This is a genomic window from Sphingomonas sp. BK345, from assembly GCF_014193845.1.
Lineage (GTDB): Bacteria > Pseudomonadota > Alphaproteobacteria > Sphingomonadales > Sphingomonadaceae > Sphingomonas.
In genome coordinates, this window is sequence record NZ_JACHZX010000001.1 from 645,234 (window position 1) to 659,737 (window position 14,504).

Annotated in this window: 12 protein-coding genes; 1 reads left to right on the forward strand and 11 read right to left on the reverse strand. The window is 69.3% G+C overall.

Annotation, left to right across the window (positions count from 1 at the left end):
• Nucleotides 1-183: 183 nt before the first annotated feature.
• From glgB to FHY03_RS02895, 10 genes are all read right to left on the reverse strand, one after another.
• Complete coding sequence (glgB, locus tag FHY03_RS02850; RefSeq protein WP_183928610.1) at nt 184-2,349, reverse strand: 1,4-alpha-glucan branching protein GlgB; 2,166 nt, start codon at nt 2,347-2,349, stop codon at nt 184-186.
• Nucleotides 2,346-4,769 carry a glycogen/starch/alpha-glucan phosphorylase gene (locus FHY03_RS02855; RefSeq protein ID WP_183928612.1) on the reverse strand — a complete coding sequence of 808 codons (2,424 nt, stop codon included), beginning with the start codon at nt 4,767-4,769 and terminating at the stop codon, nt 2,346-2,348. Before FHY03_RS02855 ends, glgB begins: the two co-directional genes overlap by 4 nt.
• A 36-nt stretch (nt 4,770-4,805) precedes the next feature.
• Nucleotides 4,806-5,717 (reverse strand): YihY/virulence factor BrkB family protein, encoded by a 912-nt coding sequence (locus FHY03_RS02860; protein WP_183921752.1) that lies wholly within the window; start codon nt 5,715-5,717, stop codon nt 4,806-4,808.
• Between the two features lie 284 nt (nt 5,718-6,001).
• Nucleotides 6,002-6,355 (reverse strand): iron-sulfur cluster assembly accessory protein, encoded by a 354-nt coding sequence (locus FHY03_RS02865; protein ID WP_183921753.1) that lies wholly within the window; start codon nt 6,353-6,355, stop codon nt 6,002-6,004.
• Nucleotides 6,355-6,825, reverse strand: coding sequence for an SUF system Fe-S cluster assembly protein (locus FHY03_RS02870; protein ID WP_183928614.1), 471 nt, complete (start codon nt 6,823-6,825; stop codon nt 6,355-6,357). The genes FHY03_RS02865 and FHY03_RS02870 overlap by 1 nt, the downstream gene beginning before the upstream one ends.
• A gap of 25 nt (nt 6,826-6,850) precedes the next feature.
• Nucleotides 6,851-8,071, reverse strand: coding sequence for an aminotransferase class V-fold PLP-dependent enzyme (locus FHY03_RS02875; protein ID WP_183921755.1), 1,221 nt, complete (start codon nt 8,069-8,071; stop codon nt 6,851-6,853).
• Nucleotides 8,072-8,387: 316 nt separating this feature from the next.
• The gene (locus FHY03_RS02880) at nt 8,388-9,455 is read right to left on the reverse strand and encodes a SufD family Fe-S cluster assembly protein (RefSeq protein WP_183928616.1); all 1,068 of its coding nucleotides are present in this window, start codon (nt 9,453-9,455) and stop codon (nt 8,388-8,390) included.
• Nucleotides 9,456-9,684: 229 nt separating this feature from the next.
• Nucleotides 9,685-10,428, reverse strand: a complete 744-nt coding sequence (gene sufC / locus FHY03_RS02885) for a Fe-S cluster assembly ATPase SufC (protein WP_183928618.1) — start codon at nt 10,426-10,428, stop codon at nt 9,685-9,687.
• Nucleotides 10,429-10,586: 158 nt separating this feature from the next.
• Nucleotides 10,587-12,050 (reverse strand): Fe-S cluster assembly protein SufB, encoded by a 1,464-nt coding sequence (gene sufB / locus FHY03_RS02890; RefSeq protein ID WP_183928620.1) that lies wholly within the window; start codon nt 12,048-12,050, stop codon nt 10,587-10,589.
• Nucleotide 12,051: 1 nt separating this feature from the next.
• Nucleotides 12,052-12,495: an SUF system Fe-S cluster assembly regulator gene (locus FHY03_RS02895; protein ID WP_183921759.1), complete on the reverse strand. Its 444-nt coding sequence runs from the start codon at nt 12,493-12,495 to the stop codon at nt 12,052-12,054.
• Nucleotides 12,496-12,793: 298 nt separating this feature from the next.
• On the opposite strand from FHY03_RS02895, the gene FHY03_RS02900 reads away from it, so the two are divergent.
• On the forward strand, nt 12,794-13,825 hold the full coding sequence (locus FHY03_RS02900; RefSeq protein ID WP_183928622.1) for a quinone-dependent dihydroorotate dehydrogenase: 1,032 nt from the start codon (nt 12,794-12,796) through the stop codon (nt 13,823-13,825).
• Nucleotides 13,826-13,864: 39 nt separating this feature from the next.
• On the opposite strand, the gene FHY03_RS02905 is transcribed toward FHY03_RS02900, so the two are convergent.
• A complete protein-coding gene (locus FHY03_RS02905; RefSeq protein ID WP_183921761.1) occupies nt 13,865-14,440 on the reverse strand; it encodes a type 1 glutamine amidotransferase domain-containing protein in 576 nt (191 codons plus the stop codon).
• Nucleotides 14,441-14,504 lie beyond the last annotated feature (64 nt).

Below are 14,504 nucleotides of genomic sequence, written 5' to 3' on the forward strand. Positions count from 1 at the left end.
GTTGCTCAGTCAGTGATGGCGTATCAAGGAACGACAATGATAAGAGAGGATCTGCAATGGATCGCGCATATCCGTATCGTTCGCCCGACGGTCTGATCCGCGGGTTGATGACGGCCATTATTCCCTCGATCCTGGCCTGGGCCATGATCATCGCGGTGCTCACGCGGCTCTTCTGAGCGCTGCTCACCCTTCGAACTCCAGCATCACGGTCGCCAGCGGCGGCAGGGTAACGTCAGCATAGCCCGCCGCCGCGACGACGCCACCGAGATTGCCGAGCCCCGATCCCCAATATTCCTGCGCGTCCGAGTTGATCAGCTCGCGCCAGCGCCCTTCGAGCGGCAGCGGCACGCGATAGGGCATCCGCGCCACTGGCGTCATGTTGACGATCACCGCCACCGGCGGCGCACCGGGCGCACGCCGCAGCCAGGCGAACACCGAGTTCTCCGCGTCATCGCCGATCAGCCACTCGAACCCCTCGGGCTCGCAGTCGCGGGCATGCAGCGCGCGGTGCTCGCGGTAGACCTTGTTGAGATCGCGCACGAGCTTGCGCACGCCGTCGTGCGCGGATGAGTTGGTCAGCCCCCAGTCGAGCGCGCGCTCCTCGCTCCATTCCTGGCGCTGTGCGAACTCCTGCCCCATGAACAGCAGCTTCTTGCCGGGATAGCCCCACATCATCGCGTAATAGGCGCGCAGGTTGGCGAACTTCTGCCAGTCGTCGCCGGCCATCTTGGTGAGCATCGAACCCTTGCCATGCACCACCTCGTCGTGGCTGATCGGCAGGACGAAATTCTCGCTGAAGGCGTAGACCAGCCCGAAGGTGATATTGTGGTGGTGGTGGCGGCGGTGGATCGGGTCGCGCGCCATGTACTGGAGCGTGTCGTGCATCCAGCCCATGTTCCACTTGAAGCCGAAGCCGAGCGCGCTGGCGGCGCCCTCGTCATAGGCGGGCGTGGTCACGCCGGGCCAGCTGGTCGATTCCTCCGCGACGGTGATCACGCCGGGGTGGCGCGCGTAGACCGCCTTGTTGGTGGCACGCAGGAACTCCACCGCTTCCCAGTTCTCGCGCCCGCCCTCTGTGTTGGGGATCCACTCGCCGGCCTTGCGCGAATAGTCGCGGTACAGCATCGACGCCACCGCATCGACGCGCAGCCCGTCGACATGGTAGCGCTCGGCCCAGAACAAAGCGTTGTTGACCAGAAACGCGGAGACCTCGCGCCGCCCGAAATTGTAGATCGCGGTGTTCCAGTCGGGGTGATAGCCGAGCCGCGGGTCCTGGTGCTCGTACAAAGCGGTGCCGTCGAAATGCGCGAGCCCGTGCGCGTCGGTCGGGAAGTGCGCGGGCACCCAGTCGAGCAGCACGCCCAGCCCGGCGCGGTGCGCGCCGTCGACGAAGCGCGCGAACCCCTCATGGTCGCCGAAGCGCGCGCTCGGCGCGAACAGGCCGGTGGTCTGATAGCCCCAGCTCGGATCATAGGGATGTTCCGAGATCGGCATGAACTCGATGTGCGTGAAGCCCATCGCCACGGCATAGGGGATCAGCCGCTCGGCAAGCTCGTCCCAGCTGAGATACCAGCCGTTCTCGTCGCGGTCCCAGCTGCCCGCGTGGACCTCGTAGATGCTGATCGGCACGCGCCGCGGGTCGACCGAGGCCCAGGCGTCGCGGTGCGCCGCATCGCCCCATTCATGGGTCGGCGGCGCGGTGGTGAGCGAGGCGGTCTTGGGGCGCAGCTCGGCGGCGAAGGCGTACGGGTCGGCCTTGAGCGGCTGCATCACGCCGTCCGGCCCGGTGATGGCGTATTTGTAGGCGCGCCCGGCGCCGATATCGGGGAGGAAGATTTCCCACACGCCGGTGTCGGCGCGCAGCCGCATGCCATGGCGGCGCGCGTCCCAGTCGTTGAAGTCCCCCACCAAGGCGACGCGCCGCGCGTTGGGCGCCCATACCGCGAAATGCACGCCGTCGGCGCCCTCGTGGTGGAGCAGGTGCGCGCCGAGCTTGTCGTAGAGGCGGAAGTGCGTCCCCTCGTTCATCAGCAGGTCGTCGACCGGGCCGAGCACGGGACCGAAGCTGTACGGATCGGTCACCCACCATTCCGCCCCGCCGCCGCGCGCGCGGTAGCGCAGCGGCTGGGGATCGCCCTCGATCACGCCCTCGAACAGGCCGCGGTCATCGACGCGGTCGAGCATACCGAGCGGCGCGCCCGCGAGCGTGTGCGGCTCGGCGCTCTCCGCGCCCGGGATCCAGGCGCGCGCGAACGTGCCACCCGGTCCGGCATGCGCGCCAAGCAACGCGAAGGGATCGGCGCTGGTGCCGTCGAGCAGCGCGTCGATCGCTGCCGCCGGCGGCCTCACAGCACGCCCCAGATCTCGCGCGCATACTCGCCGATCGTTCGATCGGACGAGAACCAGCCCATGTTGGCGGTGTTGCGGATCGCGCTGCGCTGCCACCCATCGCGATCGCCCCAGCGGCGGTCGACCTCGCGCTGCGCGGCGGCATAGGCGTCGAAGTCGGCCGCGACCATGAACCAGTCGTGGTCGTACAGGCCGTTCATGAGATCGCGGTAGCGGTTCGGGTCATCCGGGGAAAACACGCCAGAGGCGATCGCGTTCACCGCCTGCGCCAGCTCCGCCGAATTTTCGATCACCGCGCGCGGCGAATACCCACCTGCGCGCTTCGCTGCTACCTCCTCCGCGGTCATCCCGAAGATCACGATGTTGTCGGCGCCGACATGGTCGCGGATCTCGATATTGGCGCCGTCGAGCGTGCCGATCGTCAGAGCACCGTTAAGCGCGAACTTCATGTTACCCGTGCCCGAGGCCTCCATGCCCGCGGTGGAGATCTGCTCGGAGAGATCGGCCGCCGGCACCATCCGCTCGGCGAGGCTGACGTTGTAATTGGGCAGGAATGCCACCTTGAGCAGCCCGCCGATGCTGGGATCGCCGTTGATCCGCCGCGCCACGTCGTTGGCCAGCTTGATGATCAGCTTGGCGTTGACGTAGCTCGACGCCGCCTTGCCCGCGAACAGCTTCACGCGCGGGGTCCAGTCGCGCTCGGGATGGCTGCGGATCTGGTCGTACAGCGCCACCGTCTCGACCAGATTGAGCAGCTGGCGTTTGTATTCGTGGATGCGTTTGATCTGGACGTCGAAGATCGCGTCGGGATCGAGCCGCAGCCCGATCGTGTCGCGGACATGCTCGGCCAGCGCGACCTTGTTGGCGCGCTTCACCGCGGCGAACTTCTCGCGGAATCCCGCGTCCTCGGCAAAGGGGGCGAGCGCGGGCAGTTTCTGCGCGTCGTCGGTGAACTCCGGCCCGATCGCCTCCGTGATCAATGCGGTCAACGCGGGGTTGCAGCCCTGCAGCCAGCGCCGCGGCGTGATGCCGTTGGTCTTGTTGTTGATCCGGTCGGGATAGAGGCGGTGGAGGTCGGCGAAGACGGTCGACTTCATCAGCTGCGTGTGCAGCGCCGCCACGCCGTTCACGCTGTGCGCGCCCGCGAAGGCGAGGTTGGCCATCCGCACGCGGCGCTCGCCGCCCTCGTCGATCAGGCTGATCGCGGCGATGGCGCGGTCGTCTATCCCCTCGGCGGCGCGCGCCTCGCGCAGCAGCTTGGCGTTGATCGCGTAGACCAATTGCATGTGGCGCGGCAGCAGCCGCTCGAACAGCGGCAGCGGCCAGCTCTCCAGCGCCTCGGGCAGCAAGGTGTGGTTGGTGTAGCCGAAGGTGGCGCGGGTGATCGCCCAGGCCGCATCCATGTCGAGCTCGTGGTGATCGACCAGCAGCCGCATCAGCTCGGCCACCGCCACCGCGGGATGGGTGTCGTTGAGCTGAATCGCGGCGCGATCGGGCAGCGTGCGGATGTCGCCGAAATACTGGATGTGGCGGCGAACGATGTCCTGGATCGACGCCGAGGAGAAGAAATATTCCTGGCGCAGCCGCAGCTCCTGCCCGGCCGCGGTGGAGTCGTTGGGGTAGAGCACGCGCACCAGGCTGTCGGCGCGGAGCTGGTCCGCCATCGCGCCCTCGAAGTCGCCGCGGTTGAAGGCATCGAGCTTGAACGGGTCGAGGCTGCGCGCGGTCCACAGCCGCAGCGTGTTGACGCGCTTGCCGCGCCAGCCGACCACGGGCGTATCGACCGCGACCGCCTCGACCGCCTCGCCGGGCTGCCAGTGGACACGGCCGGCCTCGTCGCCGGTCACCTCGCCGCCGAAGCCGACGAAATAGGCGCTCTCGCGCCGCTCGAACTCCCAGGGATTGCCATGCGCCAGCCAGGTCTCGGGCAGCTCGACCTGCCAGCCGTCGTCGATGCGCTGGCGGAACATGCCGTTCACGTAGCGGATGCCGTAGCCGTAGGCGGGCAGGTCGAGCGTCGCCAGGCTCTCCATGAAACAGGCCGCGAGCCGCCCCAGGCCGCCGTTGCCGAGGGCGGCGTCGGGCTCCAGCTCCTCGAGCGCGCCGAGATCGACGCCGAGCTGGCGCAACGCCGCACCGACTTCATCGCGGTGACGCAGGTTGGCGAGCGTGTCGCGCAGCAGCCGACCGATCAGGAACTCGAGGCTGAGATAATAGACCCGCTTGGCGCCAGCGGCGTGCGCCTGCTTAGTGGAGGCCATCCAGCGCTCGATGATCTCGTTGCGCAGCGTGAGGATCGTCGCCTCGAGCCAGTCGTGCGGGCGCGCGGCGCGCTCGTCCTTGCCGATGCGGTGGACGAGCGTGTCGATGATGGCGAGCGCGAGCGGCCCGCGCTCGCTGACGTCGGTGGTCGCGGTCAAGTGTCTGGCCCCCGGGCGATGATGTCGGTGCCGACCCTAACCGCGCGGCGCCGCGGTGGCTATGTCCGAGATGGCGGGATGATCGGGCCGTCCGCGATAGGCCTGCACGTCGAGCGCGGCGCCGAGCAGGAAGGCGTAGACGCTGATCCACAGCCAGGTCAGCACCACGATGATCGCGCTCAGCGAGCCGTAGGTCGCGCCGTAATTGCCGAAATTGGCGACGTAGAGGCTGAACCCGACGTTGGCGAGCAACCACACCGCGGTGGCCACCACCGTGCCCGGCGTCGCCCAGCGCAGCCGCGCGCGCGGGCGATAGGGACCGAAGCGGAACAGCAGCGACGCGCCGGTGATCACCAGCAGTGCGAGCGCGAGATAGGTCGCGATCCGGATCACCACCAGCACCACCGCGGGGAACCACGGGATCAGCGTGCCGATGAACGCGGCGAGCGCGCTCGCGGCGATGCCGGTCAGCACCAGCACGACGCCGGCGAGCACGATCGCGAAGGAGGTCAGCGTCCAGGTCACGAAGCTGCGCTTGTCCTTCACCTCATAGGCGACGTTCAGCGCGGTCATCATCGAGGTCGCGGCCTTGCTGCCGCCGTACAGCGCGATGGCCAGCGCAAGGATGATGCCTAGCCCCTTCTTGCCCTGCGAGCCCGAGACGACCGTGTCGAGCTGCTGGCCGATCAGCACCGCCACATCGCGCGGGAAAGCGGCGAACAGCGCGCGGATGTCCTCCTGCACCGTCTGAGCGTCCGCGAACAGGCCGTAGCCGAGCACCGTCACCGCGAGGATCGGCGCGATCGAGGAGATGATGTAGAAGGCGGCTCCGGCCGCGATCAGCCCGAGATTATCGGCGTCCGAGGCGGTGTAGGCGCGCTTCAGCTGGCCCCACCAGTCGGCGCGGAAGGAGCGCCACAGGTCGGCGGAGGAAAGGTCGACTCGCATTATACCGGGCAACGCCGCAGCGCGGCGGAGGGTCCGTGGAGAAATGTTGCGCGAGGTGAAGGGGTTGAAGGGTTACCTCTGCACAGCCGCCGGTCGCCTGAGGACCACACACCCCTTTCGACCTCCGGCGTGCCCCTTACCGTACGTCATCCCCGCGGAGGCGGGGATCCATAGGCGCGAACGTCGCGCCTCATGACCAGACGTCAGCGTGTCTGGATTCCCGCCTTCGCGGGAATGACGGAGGAAGAGGAGCGGGAGCGATCACTGTCGTGTCCCCCAGCCCCTCACACCGTGAAGCTCTCCCCGCAGCCGCACGCGCCCTTCGCGTTGGGATTGTTGAACACGAACCCCGCGGTGAAATCGTCCTCGACCCAGTCCATCGTCGAGCCGATCAGGTACAGCAGCGACGCGCCGTCGACGAACAGCACCCCGCCCGGCGTCTCGATCCGCTCGTCCATCGCGCTCGCCGCCTCGACGTAATCGACCGAATAGGCCAGCCCCGAGCAGCCGCGCCGCGGCGTCGAAAGCTTCACGCCGACCGCGCCTTCCGGGGCCTTGCCCATCAGCTCGGCGATCCGCGCCTCGGCGCTCGCCGTCAGGTTCAGCGCCGCGGGGCGCGCACGCAGGGTGGTGGCCATCACAGCATCCCCAGTTCGAGCTTGGCGTCGTCGGACATCTTCTGCGGGTCCCAGGGCGGATCCCACACCAGGTTGACGTCGGCGAAGGCGATGCCCGGCACGGCGGCGACGCGCATCTCCACCTCGCCCGGCATCGACTCGGCGACCGGGCAGTTCGGCGTCGTCAGCGTCATGGTCACCGTCGCCTGGCCGGAGTCGGTCACCTCGACGGCGTAGATCAGACCCAGGTCGTAGATGTTGACCGGGATCTCGGGGTCGTAGATCTCCTTGAGCGCGTCGATCACGCCCTCATAGAGCGCGCCGCCGGGCTCGTGCGGCGCCTCGCCGCCGGCGGGCTGCTGCGCCAGGAAGCCGGCGAGATAGTCACGCTGCCGCCCCTCCCCGCCTGCAGGCTCGACCGCGTCGGACACCTTGGCGCGCGGCGGCGCCTGCACCGTCTCGACTTCCTCGACCTTGATCGGGTCGCTCATCGTCCCTCGTCCCTATCCAAAACCGTCATCCGAAGATCCGGGCCACGCGCTCGATCCCCGCGGCGAGCGCGGCGACGTCGTCCGGGCCGTTGTACACGCCGAAGCTGGCGCGCGCGGTCGCCTCGACCTTCAGCGCCGCCATCAGCGGCTGCGCGCAATGATGGCCGGCGCGGATCGCCACCTTCGACTCGTCCAAGATGGTGCCGATGTCGTGCGGATGCACCCCCTCCATCGCGAAGGAGACGATCCCGGCGCTGTCCGCCGGCCCGAGCACGCGCACCGAGTTGATGCGGCCGAGCGCCTCACGCGCCTGCGCCACCAGCGCGGTCTCGTGCGCGTGGATGCGCTCGAGCCCGATCCCCTGCACATAGTCGATCGCCGCGGCCAGCCCGAGCGCGCCGACGATGTGCGGCGTCCCCGCCTCGAACCGCGTCGGCGCGGGGGCGTAGGTGGTGCGCTCGAACGACACGCGATCGATCATCGAGCCGCCGCCCTGGTAGGGCGGCATCGCGTCGAGCAGCGCGCGCCGGCCCCACAGCACGCCGATCCCGGTCGGGCCGTACAGCTTGTGCCCGGAGAAGACGTAGAAGTCGCAGCCGAGCGCGCGCACGTCGACCGGCAGCCGCGCCACCGCCTGGCAGCCGTCAATCAGGATCGTCGCGCCGACCGCGTGCGCGAGTTCGCTCGCGCCGCGCACGTCGAGTACCGAGCCAAGCACGTTGGAGACGTGCGCGAGCGCGACGAGCTTGTGCTCGGGGCGGAGCATCCGTGCCATGGCGTCGAGGTCGATGCGCTGGTCGGCGGTGAGCGGGACGACGTCGATCGCGGCGCCGACCCGCTCGGCCACCATCTGCCACGGCACGATGTTGCTGTGGTGCTCGAGCGTGGAGAGCAGGATGCGGTCGCCGGCTTTCAGCGTCGTGCCCGCGAACGACTGGGCGACGAGGTTGATCGCCTCGGTGGCGCCGCGGACGAAGACGATCTCGTCGGGCGTAGCGTTGACGAAGCGCGCGACGGTCTCGCGCGCCGCCTCATAGGCCAGGGTCATGTCGGCGGAGCGCTGGTACACGCCGCGGTGGACGGTGGCGTAATCGGTGTCGTAACCGCGCGTGATCGCGTCGATCACCGCGCGCGGCTTCTGCGCCGTGGCGGCGGTGTCGAGATAGGCCCAGCCGGCGGGGATGGCGGGAAAATCCGCGACGACGTCGAGCGGGCGCGCGGCGGGATCGGCGGTCAGGACGGTCATGCGCGCTCCCCAATGTTGAGTAAGTTGAGTCGGGAGGAGGGTGTGGGGCGGCGGGGGACCGACGCCCGCCACTTCTCTGCCGTCACCCCGGACTTGATCCGGGGTCCATGGTTCCGCGCACGCATCAGCCGCTGGGTACACGGAGAGATGGATACCGGATCAAGTCCGGGATGACGGGCGGGGGTGAGCCGGTCCAGCTCGCCCCCGCCAATATTGCGAATGTTGAGTCGCCCGCGCCCCACGCGCGCGTCGGTGTTCGAGGAGCCGGGAGTTGTCACCACCGCCTCATCGCACCGGGCTCGCGCGTAGGACAGGGTCACAGCGCGCGCTCCAGCCACGCGGCAGCGTCGGCCGCGAACGCCTCCCGTACCGTCTCGTCGGCGATGCGGTCGAGCGCGTCCGCCACGAAGGCGTGCGTCAGCAGCGCCTTGGCGCGCGCCGCCGGGATGCCGCGGCTCTCCATGTAGAAGAGCGCGCGCGCGTCGAGTTCGCCCACGGTCGCGCCGTGCGCGCATTTCACGTCGTCGGCGAAGATCTCCAGCTCGGGCTTGAGGTTCACCGTCGCGGTGCGGTGGAGCAGCAGCCCGCGCAGCGACTGCTCGCCGTCGGTCTTCTGCGCGTGGCGCGCCACCTCCACCGCCGCGGCGAGGCTCGCCTGCGACTGGTCCGCCGCGACCGCGCGCCACAATTGGTGCGACTGGCCGTTGGGCTCGGCGTGGCGCACGCGCACCGCGCATTCCTGCTGGAGCCGGTCGCGGGTGAGCAACGCACCGCCGAACTCGGCGTAACCGCCCTCGCCCGCCAGCGTCAGCGCGGCGTCGACGCGCGCGCCCTGGTCGCCCGCGGCGAGCACGGTGCCGTTGAAGCTCGCCGCCTGGCCGAGCACGATCTCGTCGCGCAGCGAGACGAAGCCCGCCGCCTGGGTCAGCCGCACCGCGCGCGACAGCCGCGCGCCGCGCCCCAGCCGGACGCTGGTGAAGCGGTTCGACCAGCCCGCGCCCACGAACGTCTCGACCAGCTGCGCGACCGCGTCGTCGCCCAGCTCGATCGCGGCGCCGAGATGGTTCTCCGCACCGGTGGCGACATGGACGACCTGGACCGGGTCGGCGACCGCCTGCGCATCGAGCGTGAGCGTCCAGCCGCGCGCGGCGCGCCGGCCGAGCGCGTGGTCGCTCGGGGCGATCGCGCCGACGCTGACGCGGTGGAGCTCGCTCGCACCTTCGTCGAGCTCACCGTCAACGAACAGGAGCTTGGCGCCGGGCAGGTCGAGGAACTGCGCGTCGGGGCGCGCGACCGGCGCGAGCGCGGCGGCCGCGGCGATCCCGCCGAGATCGGCCCAGCGCCATGCCTCCTCGCGATTGGAGGGAAGGTCGAGCACGCTCATGCGGCGGCTCCCATGTGATTCGGTTCACGCGAAGACGCGAAGACGCGAAGAGGTTCGCACGCGGAGGCGCGGAGACGCGGAGGCTTTGCGCCCCGTCGCGCCAGCGCCGCCGCATCACATCGCGTATGGTGATGAGGGCGCGCTGCCACGCGCGCGACACCTCCGCGTCTCCGCGCCTCCGCGTGAACCATCTTCTTCGCGTCTTCGCGGCTTCGCGTGAACAACATCATCACGCCGCCACCTCGGCATAGCCCTCGCGCTCGAGCTGCTGCGCCAGCTCCGGGCCGCCCGATCGCGTGATGCGCCCGTCCGCCAGCACGTGGACGCGGTCAGGCCGGACATAATCGAGAAGCCGCTGATAGTGGGTGATCAGCAGCACCGCCTTGTCCGGCTGGCGCATGATGCGGTTGATGCCGTCGCCGACCACGCGCAGCGCATCGATGTCGAGGCCCGAGTCGGTCTCGTCGAGGATCGCGAACCTGGGGTCGATGATCCCCATCTGCACCATCTCGTTGCGCTTCTTCTCGCCGCCCGAGAAGCCGACGTTGACCGGACGCTTGAGCATGTCCTGCTGGAGCCCGAGTGCGTCGGCCTGCGCGCGCGCCACCTTGAGGAACTCCGCGCCCGACAACGGCTTCTCCCCGCGGACCGCGCGCTGCGCGTTGAGGCTCTCGCGCAGGAACTGGACGTTGGACACGCCCGGGATCTCGACCGGATATTGGAAGCCGAGGAACACGCCCGCGGCGGCGCGCTCGTGCGGCTCCTTGTCGAGCAGGTCCTCGCCGTTGAACGTGACCGAGCCCGCGGTCACCTCATAGCCGGGCCGCCCGCCGAGGACGTAGCCGAGCGTCGACTTGCCTGCGCCGTTGGGCCCCATGATCGCGTGGATCTCGCCCGCGTCCACCTGGAGCGTGAGGCCCTTAAGGATCGGCTTGCCGTCGATCTCGGCATGAAGGTTGTCAATCGTGAGCATCGTCATTCCTGAAGCCCCTCCCCTGCAGGGAGGCCGTTGCCTATTCCATCGTCAACCCGGACGTGTTCCGGGATCGACCCTTCCGCCAACCTACCGACCGTCAGGCGCGCCGACGGCTGGCACCCGGAACAGGCCCGGGGTGACGGAAGGACGAAACGTTACCCCACGCTCCCCTCGAGCGAGATCCCGAGCAGCTTCTGCGCCTCGACCGCGAACTCCATCGGCAGCTGCTGCAGCACCTCGCGCGCGAAGCCGTTGACGATCAGCGCCACCGCGGCCTCGGCGTCGAGCCCGCGCGACATCGCGTAGAATAGCTGATCCTCGCTGATCTTCGAGGTCGTCGCCTCATGCTCGATCTGCGCCGAGGGGTTGCGCACCTCGATGTACGGCACGGTGTGCGCGCCGCACTGGTCCGACAGCAGCAGCGAGTCGCACTGAGTGAAGTTGCGCACGCCCTCCGCGGTCGGCGCGACGCGCACCAGCCCGCGATAGGTATTGTCCGACCGCCCCGCCGAGATGCCCTTCGACACGATCGTCGAGCGCGAGCCCTTGCCGAGGTGGATCATCTTGGTGCCGGTATCGGCCTGCTGGCGGTTGTTGGTCACCGCCACCGAGTAGAACTCGCCGACGCTGTTCTCGCCCGCGAGCACGCAGCTCGGGTACTTCCAGGTGATCGCAGAGCCGGTCTCGACCTGGGTCCAGCTCACCTTGCTGTTCCTGCCCTGGCAGAGCGCGCGCTTGGTGACGAAGTTGTAGATGCCGCCGACGCCGTTCTCGTCGCCGGGATACCAGTTCTGCACGGTCGAATATTTGATCTCGGCGTCGTCGAGCGCGACCAGCTCGACCACCGCGGCGTGGAGCTGGTTCTCGTCGCGCATCGGCGCGGTGCAGCCCTCGAGATAACTGACATACGCGCCCTTGTCGGCGACGATCAGCGTGCGCTCGAACTGGCCGGTATTCTCGGCGTTGATGCGGAAATAAGTGGAGAGCTCCATCGGGCAGCGCACGCCCTCGGGCACGTAGACGAAGGTGCCGTCTGAGAAGACCGCCGAGTTGAGCGTCGCGAAGTAATTGTCGCGCTGCGGCACGACCTTGCCCAGCCACTTGCGGACGAGGTCAGGGTATTCGCGGATCGCCTCGCTGATCGACAGGAAGATCACCCCCGCCGCCTTGAGCTCCTCGCGGAAGGTGGTCGCGACCGAGACCGAGTCGAACACCGCGTCGACCGCGACCTTGCGCGCGCCCTCGACCCCCGCGAGCACTTCCTGCTCCTTGATCGGGATGCCGAGCTTCTCGTAGGTGCGACGGATCTCGGGGTCGAGCTCGTCGAGCGACGCGATCGTCTTCTTCTGCTTGGGCTCGGCGTAGTAGTACGCGTCCTGATAGTCGATCGGCGGCACGTTGAGCTTGGCCCAGTCGGGCGCCTGCATCGTCTGCCACAGGCGGAACGCCTTGAGCCGCCAGTCGAGCATCCACTCGGGCTCGTTCTTCTTGGCGCTGATATAGCGGACGGTATCCTCGCTCAGCCCCTTGGGCGCGAAGTCCTGCTCGATGTCGGTGGCGAAGCCCCACTCATACTTCTTGGCGACGGCCGCATGGGCCTCGGCGTTCTTCGTGGCCATGTTATGCCTCAACCTTCATCTGTTCGGGCGCGGGCGTGGGCGCGGCGGCGAGCGACGCCAGCGTCACCCCCGCGAGCGCGCCGCGCACCGCCTGATTGACCGCGTTCCAGTGCGGCTTGACGCGGCAATTGCCCTCGATCGCGCAGTCGTGCTCGGCGGCGTCGACGCAGGCGGTGAGCGCGATCGGCCCCTCCACCGCCTCGACCACGTCCGCCAGCGTGATCATCGCGGGCGGGCGCGCCAGCCGGATCCCGCCGCCGGTGCCACGCGTGCTGTCGATCAGCCCCGCCGCCGCGAGCCGGCTGACCAGCTTCTGCGCAGTGGGCAGCGGCACGCCGGTCTCCTCGGCGAGCGACGTGGCGTTCATCCGCGCCAGCCCGCCGCAGTGGCGCGCGGCGGCGGTGAGCAGCACCACGGCATAATCGGTCAGGCTCGAGAGGCGCATCGTTCCCAGCTAAGCAGTTGCGATCGACTCTCAAATCGGAGTAGATCGTTCCGATTGGCATGTGGCCGCCCTTCGGCGCGAAATCAACCGCGCGGGTTCGCGCCGGGCGCAAAAAAAGGGCCCGGCAGAGGCTGCCGGGCCCTTGAGGAAAGAACTTCCGTTCGGAAGCCCTTCGGGTCGCAGTCGCGTTATGCACACGACTCGTCGCGGAAGGATTGGATAGATTCATCTCGCTCAAGTCGAATCTTTACAATTCGTACGGCTTGATCTCGCCTCGGGAGGGGACGACAGACGCGATATGGCGATCTCCTCCCTCCTCCACCGCGCCACGTTGGCGCTGCCGCCCGAGCGCGCGCACGACGTCGCGCTCGGCGCCCTAGCGCGCTGGGGCACGCTGGGCGGGCCGCTGGGTAGCGCGATGCCGCGGCTGCCGACGCGCGTCGTCGGGATCGATTTCCCCAACCCGGTCGGGCTCGCCGCCGGGCTCGACAAGGACGCGCGCGCGATCGCCGGGCTGATGCGGCTCGGCTTCGGCTCGGTCGAGGTCGGCACGCTCACGCCGCGCGCGCAGCCCGGCAACCCGCGCCCGCGGCTGTTCCGGCTGGCCGAGGACCGCGCGATCATCAACCGCATGGGCTTCAACAACGGCGGGCTCGCCGCGGGCGTGGCGCGCGCCGCGGCGGCGCGGCGCTACGGTGGCGTGCTCGGGATCAACGTCGGCGCCAACAAGGACGCGGCCGACCGCGTCGCCGACTATGTCGCGGGGGTGAGCGCCGCGGCGCCGGTGGCGGACTATGTCACGATCAACGTCAGCTCGCCCAACACGCCGGGGCTGCGCGACCTGCAGCACGGCGCCGCGCTGGCCGAGCTGCTCGCCGCCTGCGTCGCCGCGCGCGGCGCCACGCCGCTGTTCCTCAAGGTGGCGCCCGATCTCGAGACGGCGCTGGTCGACTCGATCGCGCGCGCCGCGCTCGACGCGGGCGTGGACGCGCTGATCGTGAGCAACACCACGGTGAGCCGCCCGCCCTTGCGGAGCGCACACGCGGGCGAGGCCGGCGGGCTGTCGGGCGCACCGCTGCGGTCGCTCGCAGCCGAGCGGCTCGCCGACTTCCGCCGCGCCACGGGTGGCGCCCTGCCGTTGATCGCGGCCGGCGGGATCGACAGCGGGGCGGAGGCCTATGCGCGGATCCGCGCCGGGGCGAGCCTGGTGCAGGTCTATACCGCGCTGATCTACGACGGGCCGGGGCTGCCGCGGCGGATCGTGTCCGAGCTGGCGGCGTGCCTCGCGCGCGACGGCTTCGCGAGCGTGGTCGAGGCGGTGGGGGCGTAACCTACAATCCTCCCCTTGCAGGGGAGGATCTTGAGACCCTTACGCCTCCTCTTCCTCCTCCTCGTCGGCGCCGAGCTCCTCGGTCAGCGCAGCGAGGATCGCCTTGTTGAAGGCGGGGATGTCGTCGGGCTTGCGGCTGGTGATGAGATTGTCGTCGACCACGACCTCCTCGTCGACCACCTCGCCGCCGGCATTCTCCAGGTCGGTGCGGATCGACTCGAAGCCGGTCAGCCGGCGCCCGTCGATCACGTCGGCCTCGGCGAGCAGCCAGGGCGCGTGGCAGATCGCCGCGACGATCTTGTCCTCGTCCATGAAATCCTGGACGATCTGCACCGCCTTGGCCTCGACGCGCAGCTTGTCCGGGTTGGCGACGCCGCCCGGCAGCACCAGCGCGTCGTAGTCGTCGACCTCGACCTCGTCGAGCGTGAGGTCGGGCGTGGCGGTCTCGGCCTGGTTGATGTCCTGCTTCATGCCCTGGATCGGGTCGCGCTTGATCGAGGCGAGCGTCACGGTGACGCCGGCGGCTTCCAGCGCCTGACGCGGCTCGAACAGCTCCACCGTCTCGAAGCCGTCGGCGGCGAGCATCAGCACGCGGGCTTGCGACAGGTCGGCCATGGGAAATCTCCTGATACGTGTCGGTTCGACGCGGTCCCAACCCCGCCGCCGCACGCCCGTTCCG

Bases quoted from the DNA above. Each gene is read 5' to 3' on its own strand.
- FHY03_RS02860 (WP_183921752.1), bottom strand. From the start codon at position 5,717: ATGCGAGTCGACCTTTCCTCCGCCGACCTGTGGCGCTCCTTCCGCGCC.
- FHY03_RS02865 (WP_183921753.1), bottom strand. From the start codon at position 6,355: ATGGCCACCACCCTGCGTGCGCGCCCCGCGGCGCTGAACCTGACGGCG.
- FHY03_RS02870 (WP_183928614.1), bottom strand. From the start codon at position 6,825: ATGAGCGACCCGATCAAGGTCGAGGAAGTCGAGACGGTGCAGGCGCCG.
- FHY03_RS02875 (WP_183921755.1), bottom strand. From the start codon at position 8,071: ATGACCGTCCTGACCGCCGATCCCGCCGCGCGCCCGCTCGACGTCGTC.
- FHY03_RS02880 (WP_183928616.1), bottom strand. From the start codon at position 9,455: ATGAGCGTGCTCGACCTTCCCTCCAATCGCGAGGAGGCATGGCGCTGG.
- sufC (WP_183928618.1), bottom strand. From the start codon at position 10,428: ATGCTCACGATTGACAACCTTCATGCCGAGATCGACGGCAAGCCGATC.
- sufB (WP_183928620.1), bottom strand. From the start codon at position 12,050: ATGGCCACGAAGAACGCCGAGGCCCATGCGGCCGTCGCCAAGAAGTAT.
- FHY03_RS02895 (WP_183921759.1), bottom strand. From the start codon at position 12,495: ATGCGCCTCTCGAGCCTGACCGATTATGCCGTGGTGCTGCTCACCGCC.
- FHY03_RS02900 (WP_183928622.1), top strand. From the start codon at position 12,794: ATGGCGATCTCCTCCCTCCTCCACCGCGCCACGTTGGCGCTGCCGCCC.
- FHY03_RS02905 (WP_183921761.1), bottom strand. From the start codon at position 14,440: ATGGCCGACCTGTCGCAAGCCCGCGTGCTGATGCTCGCCGCCGACGGC.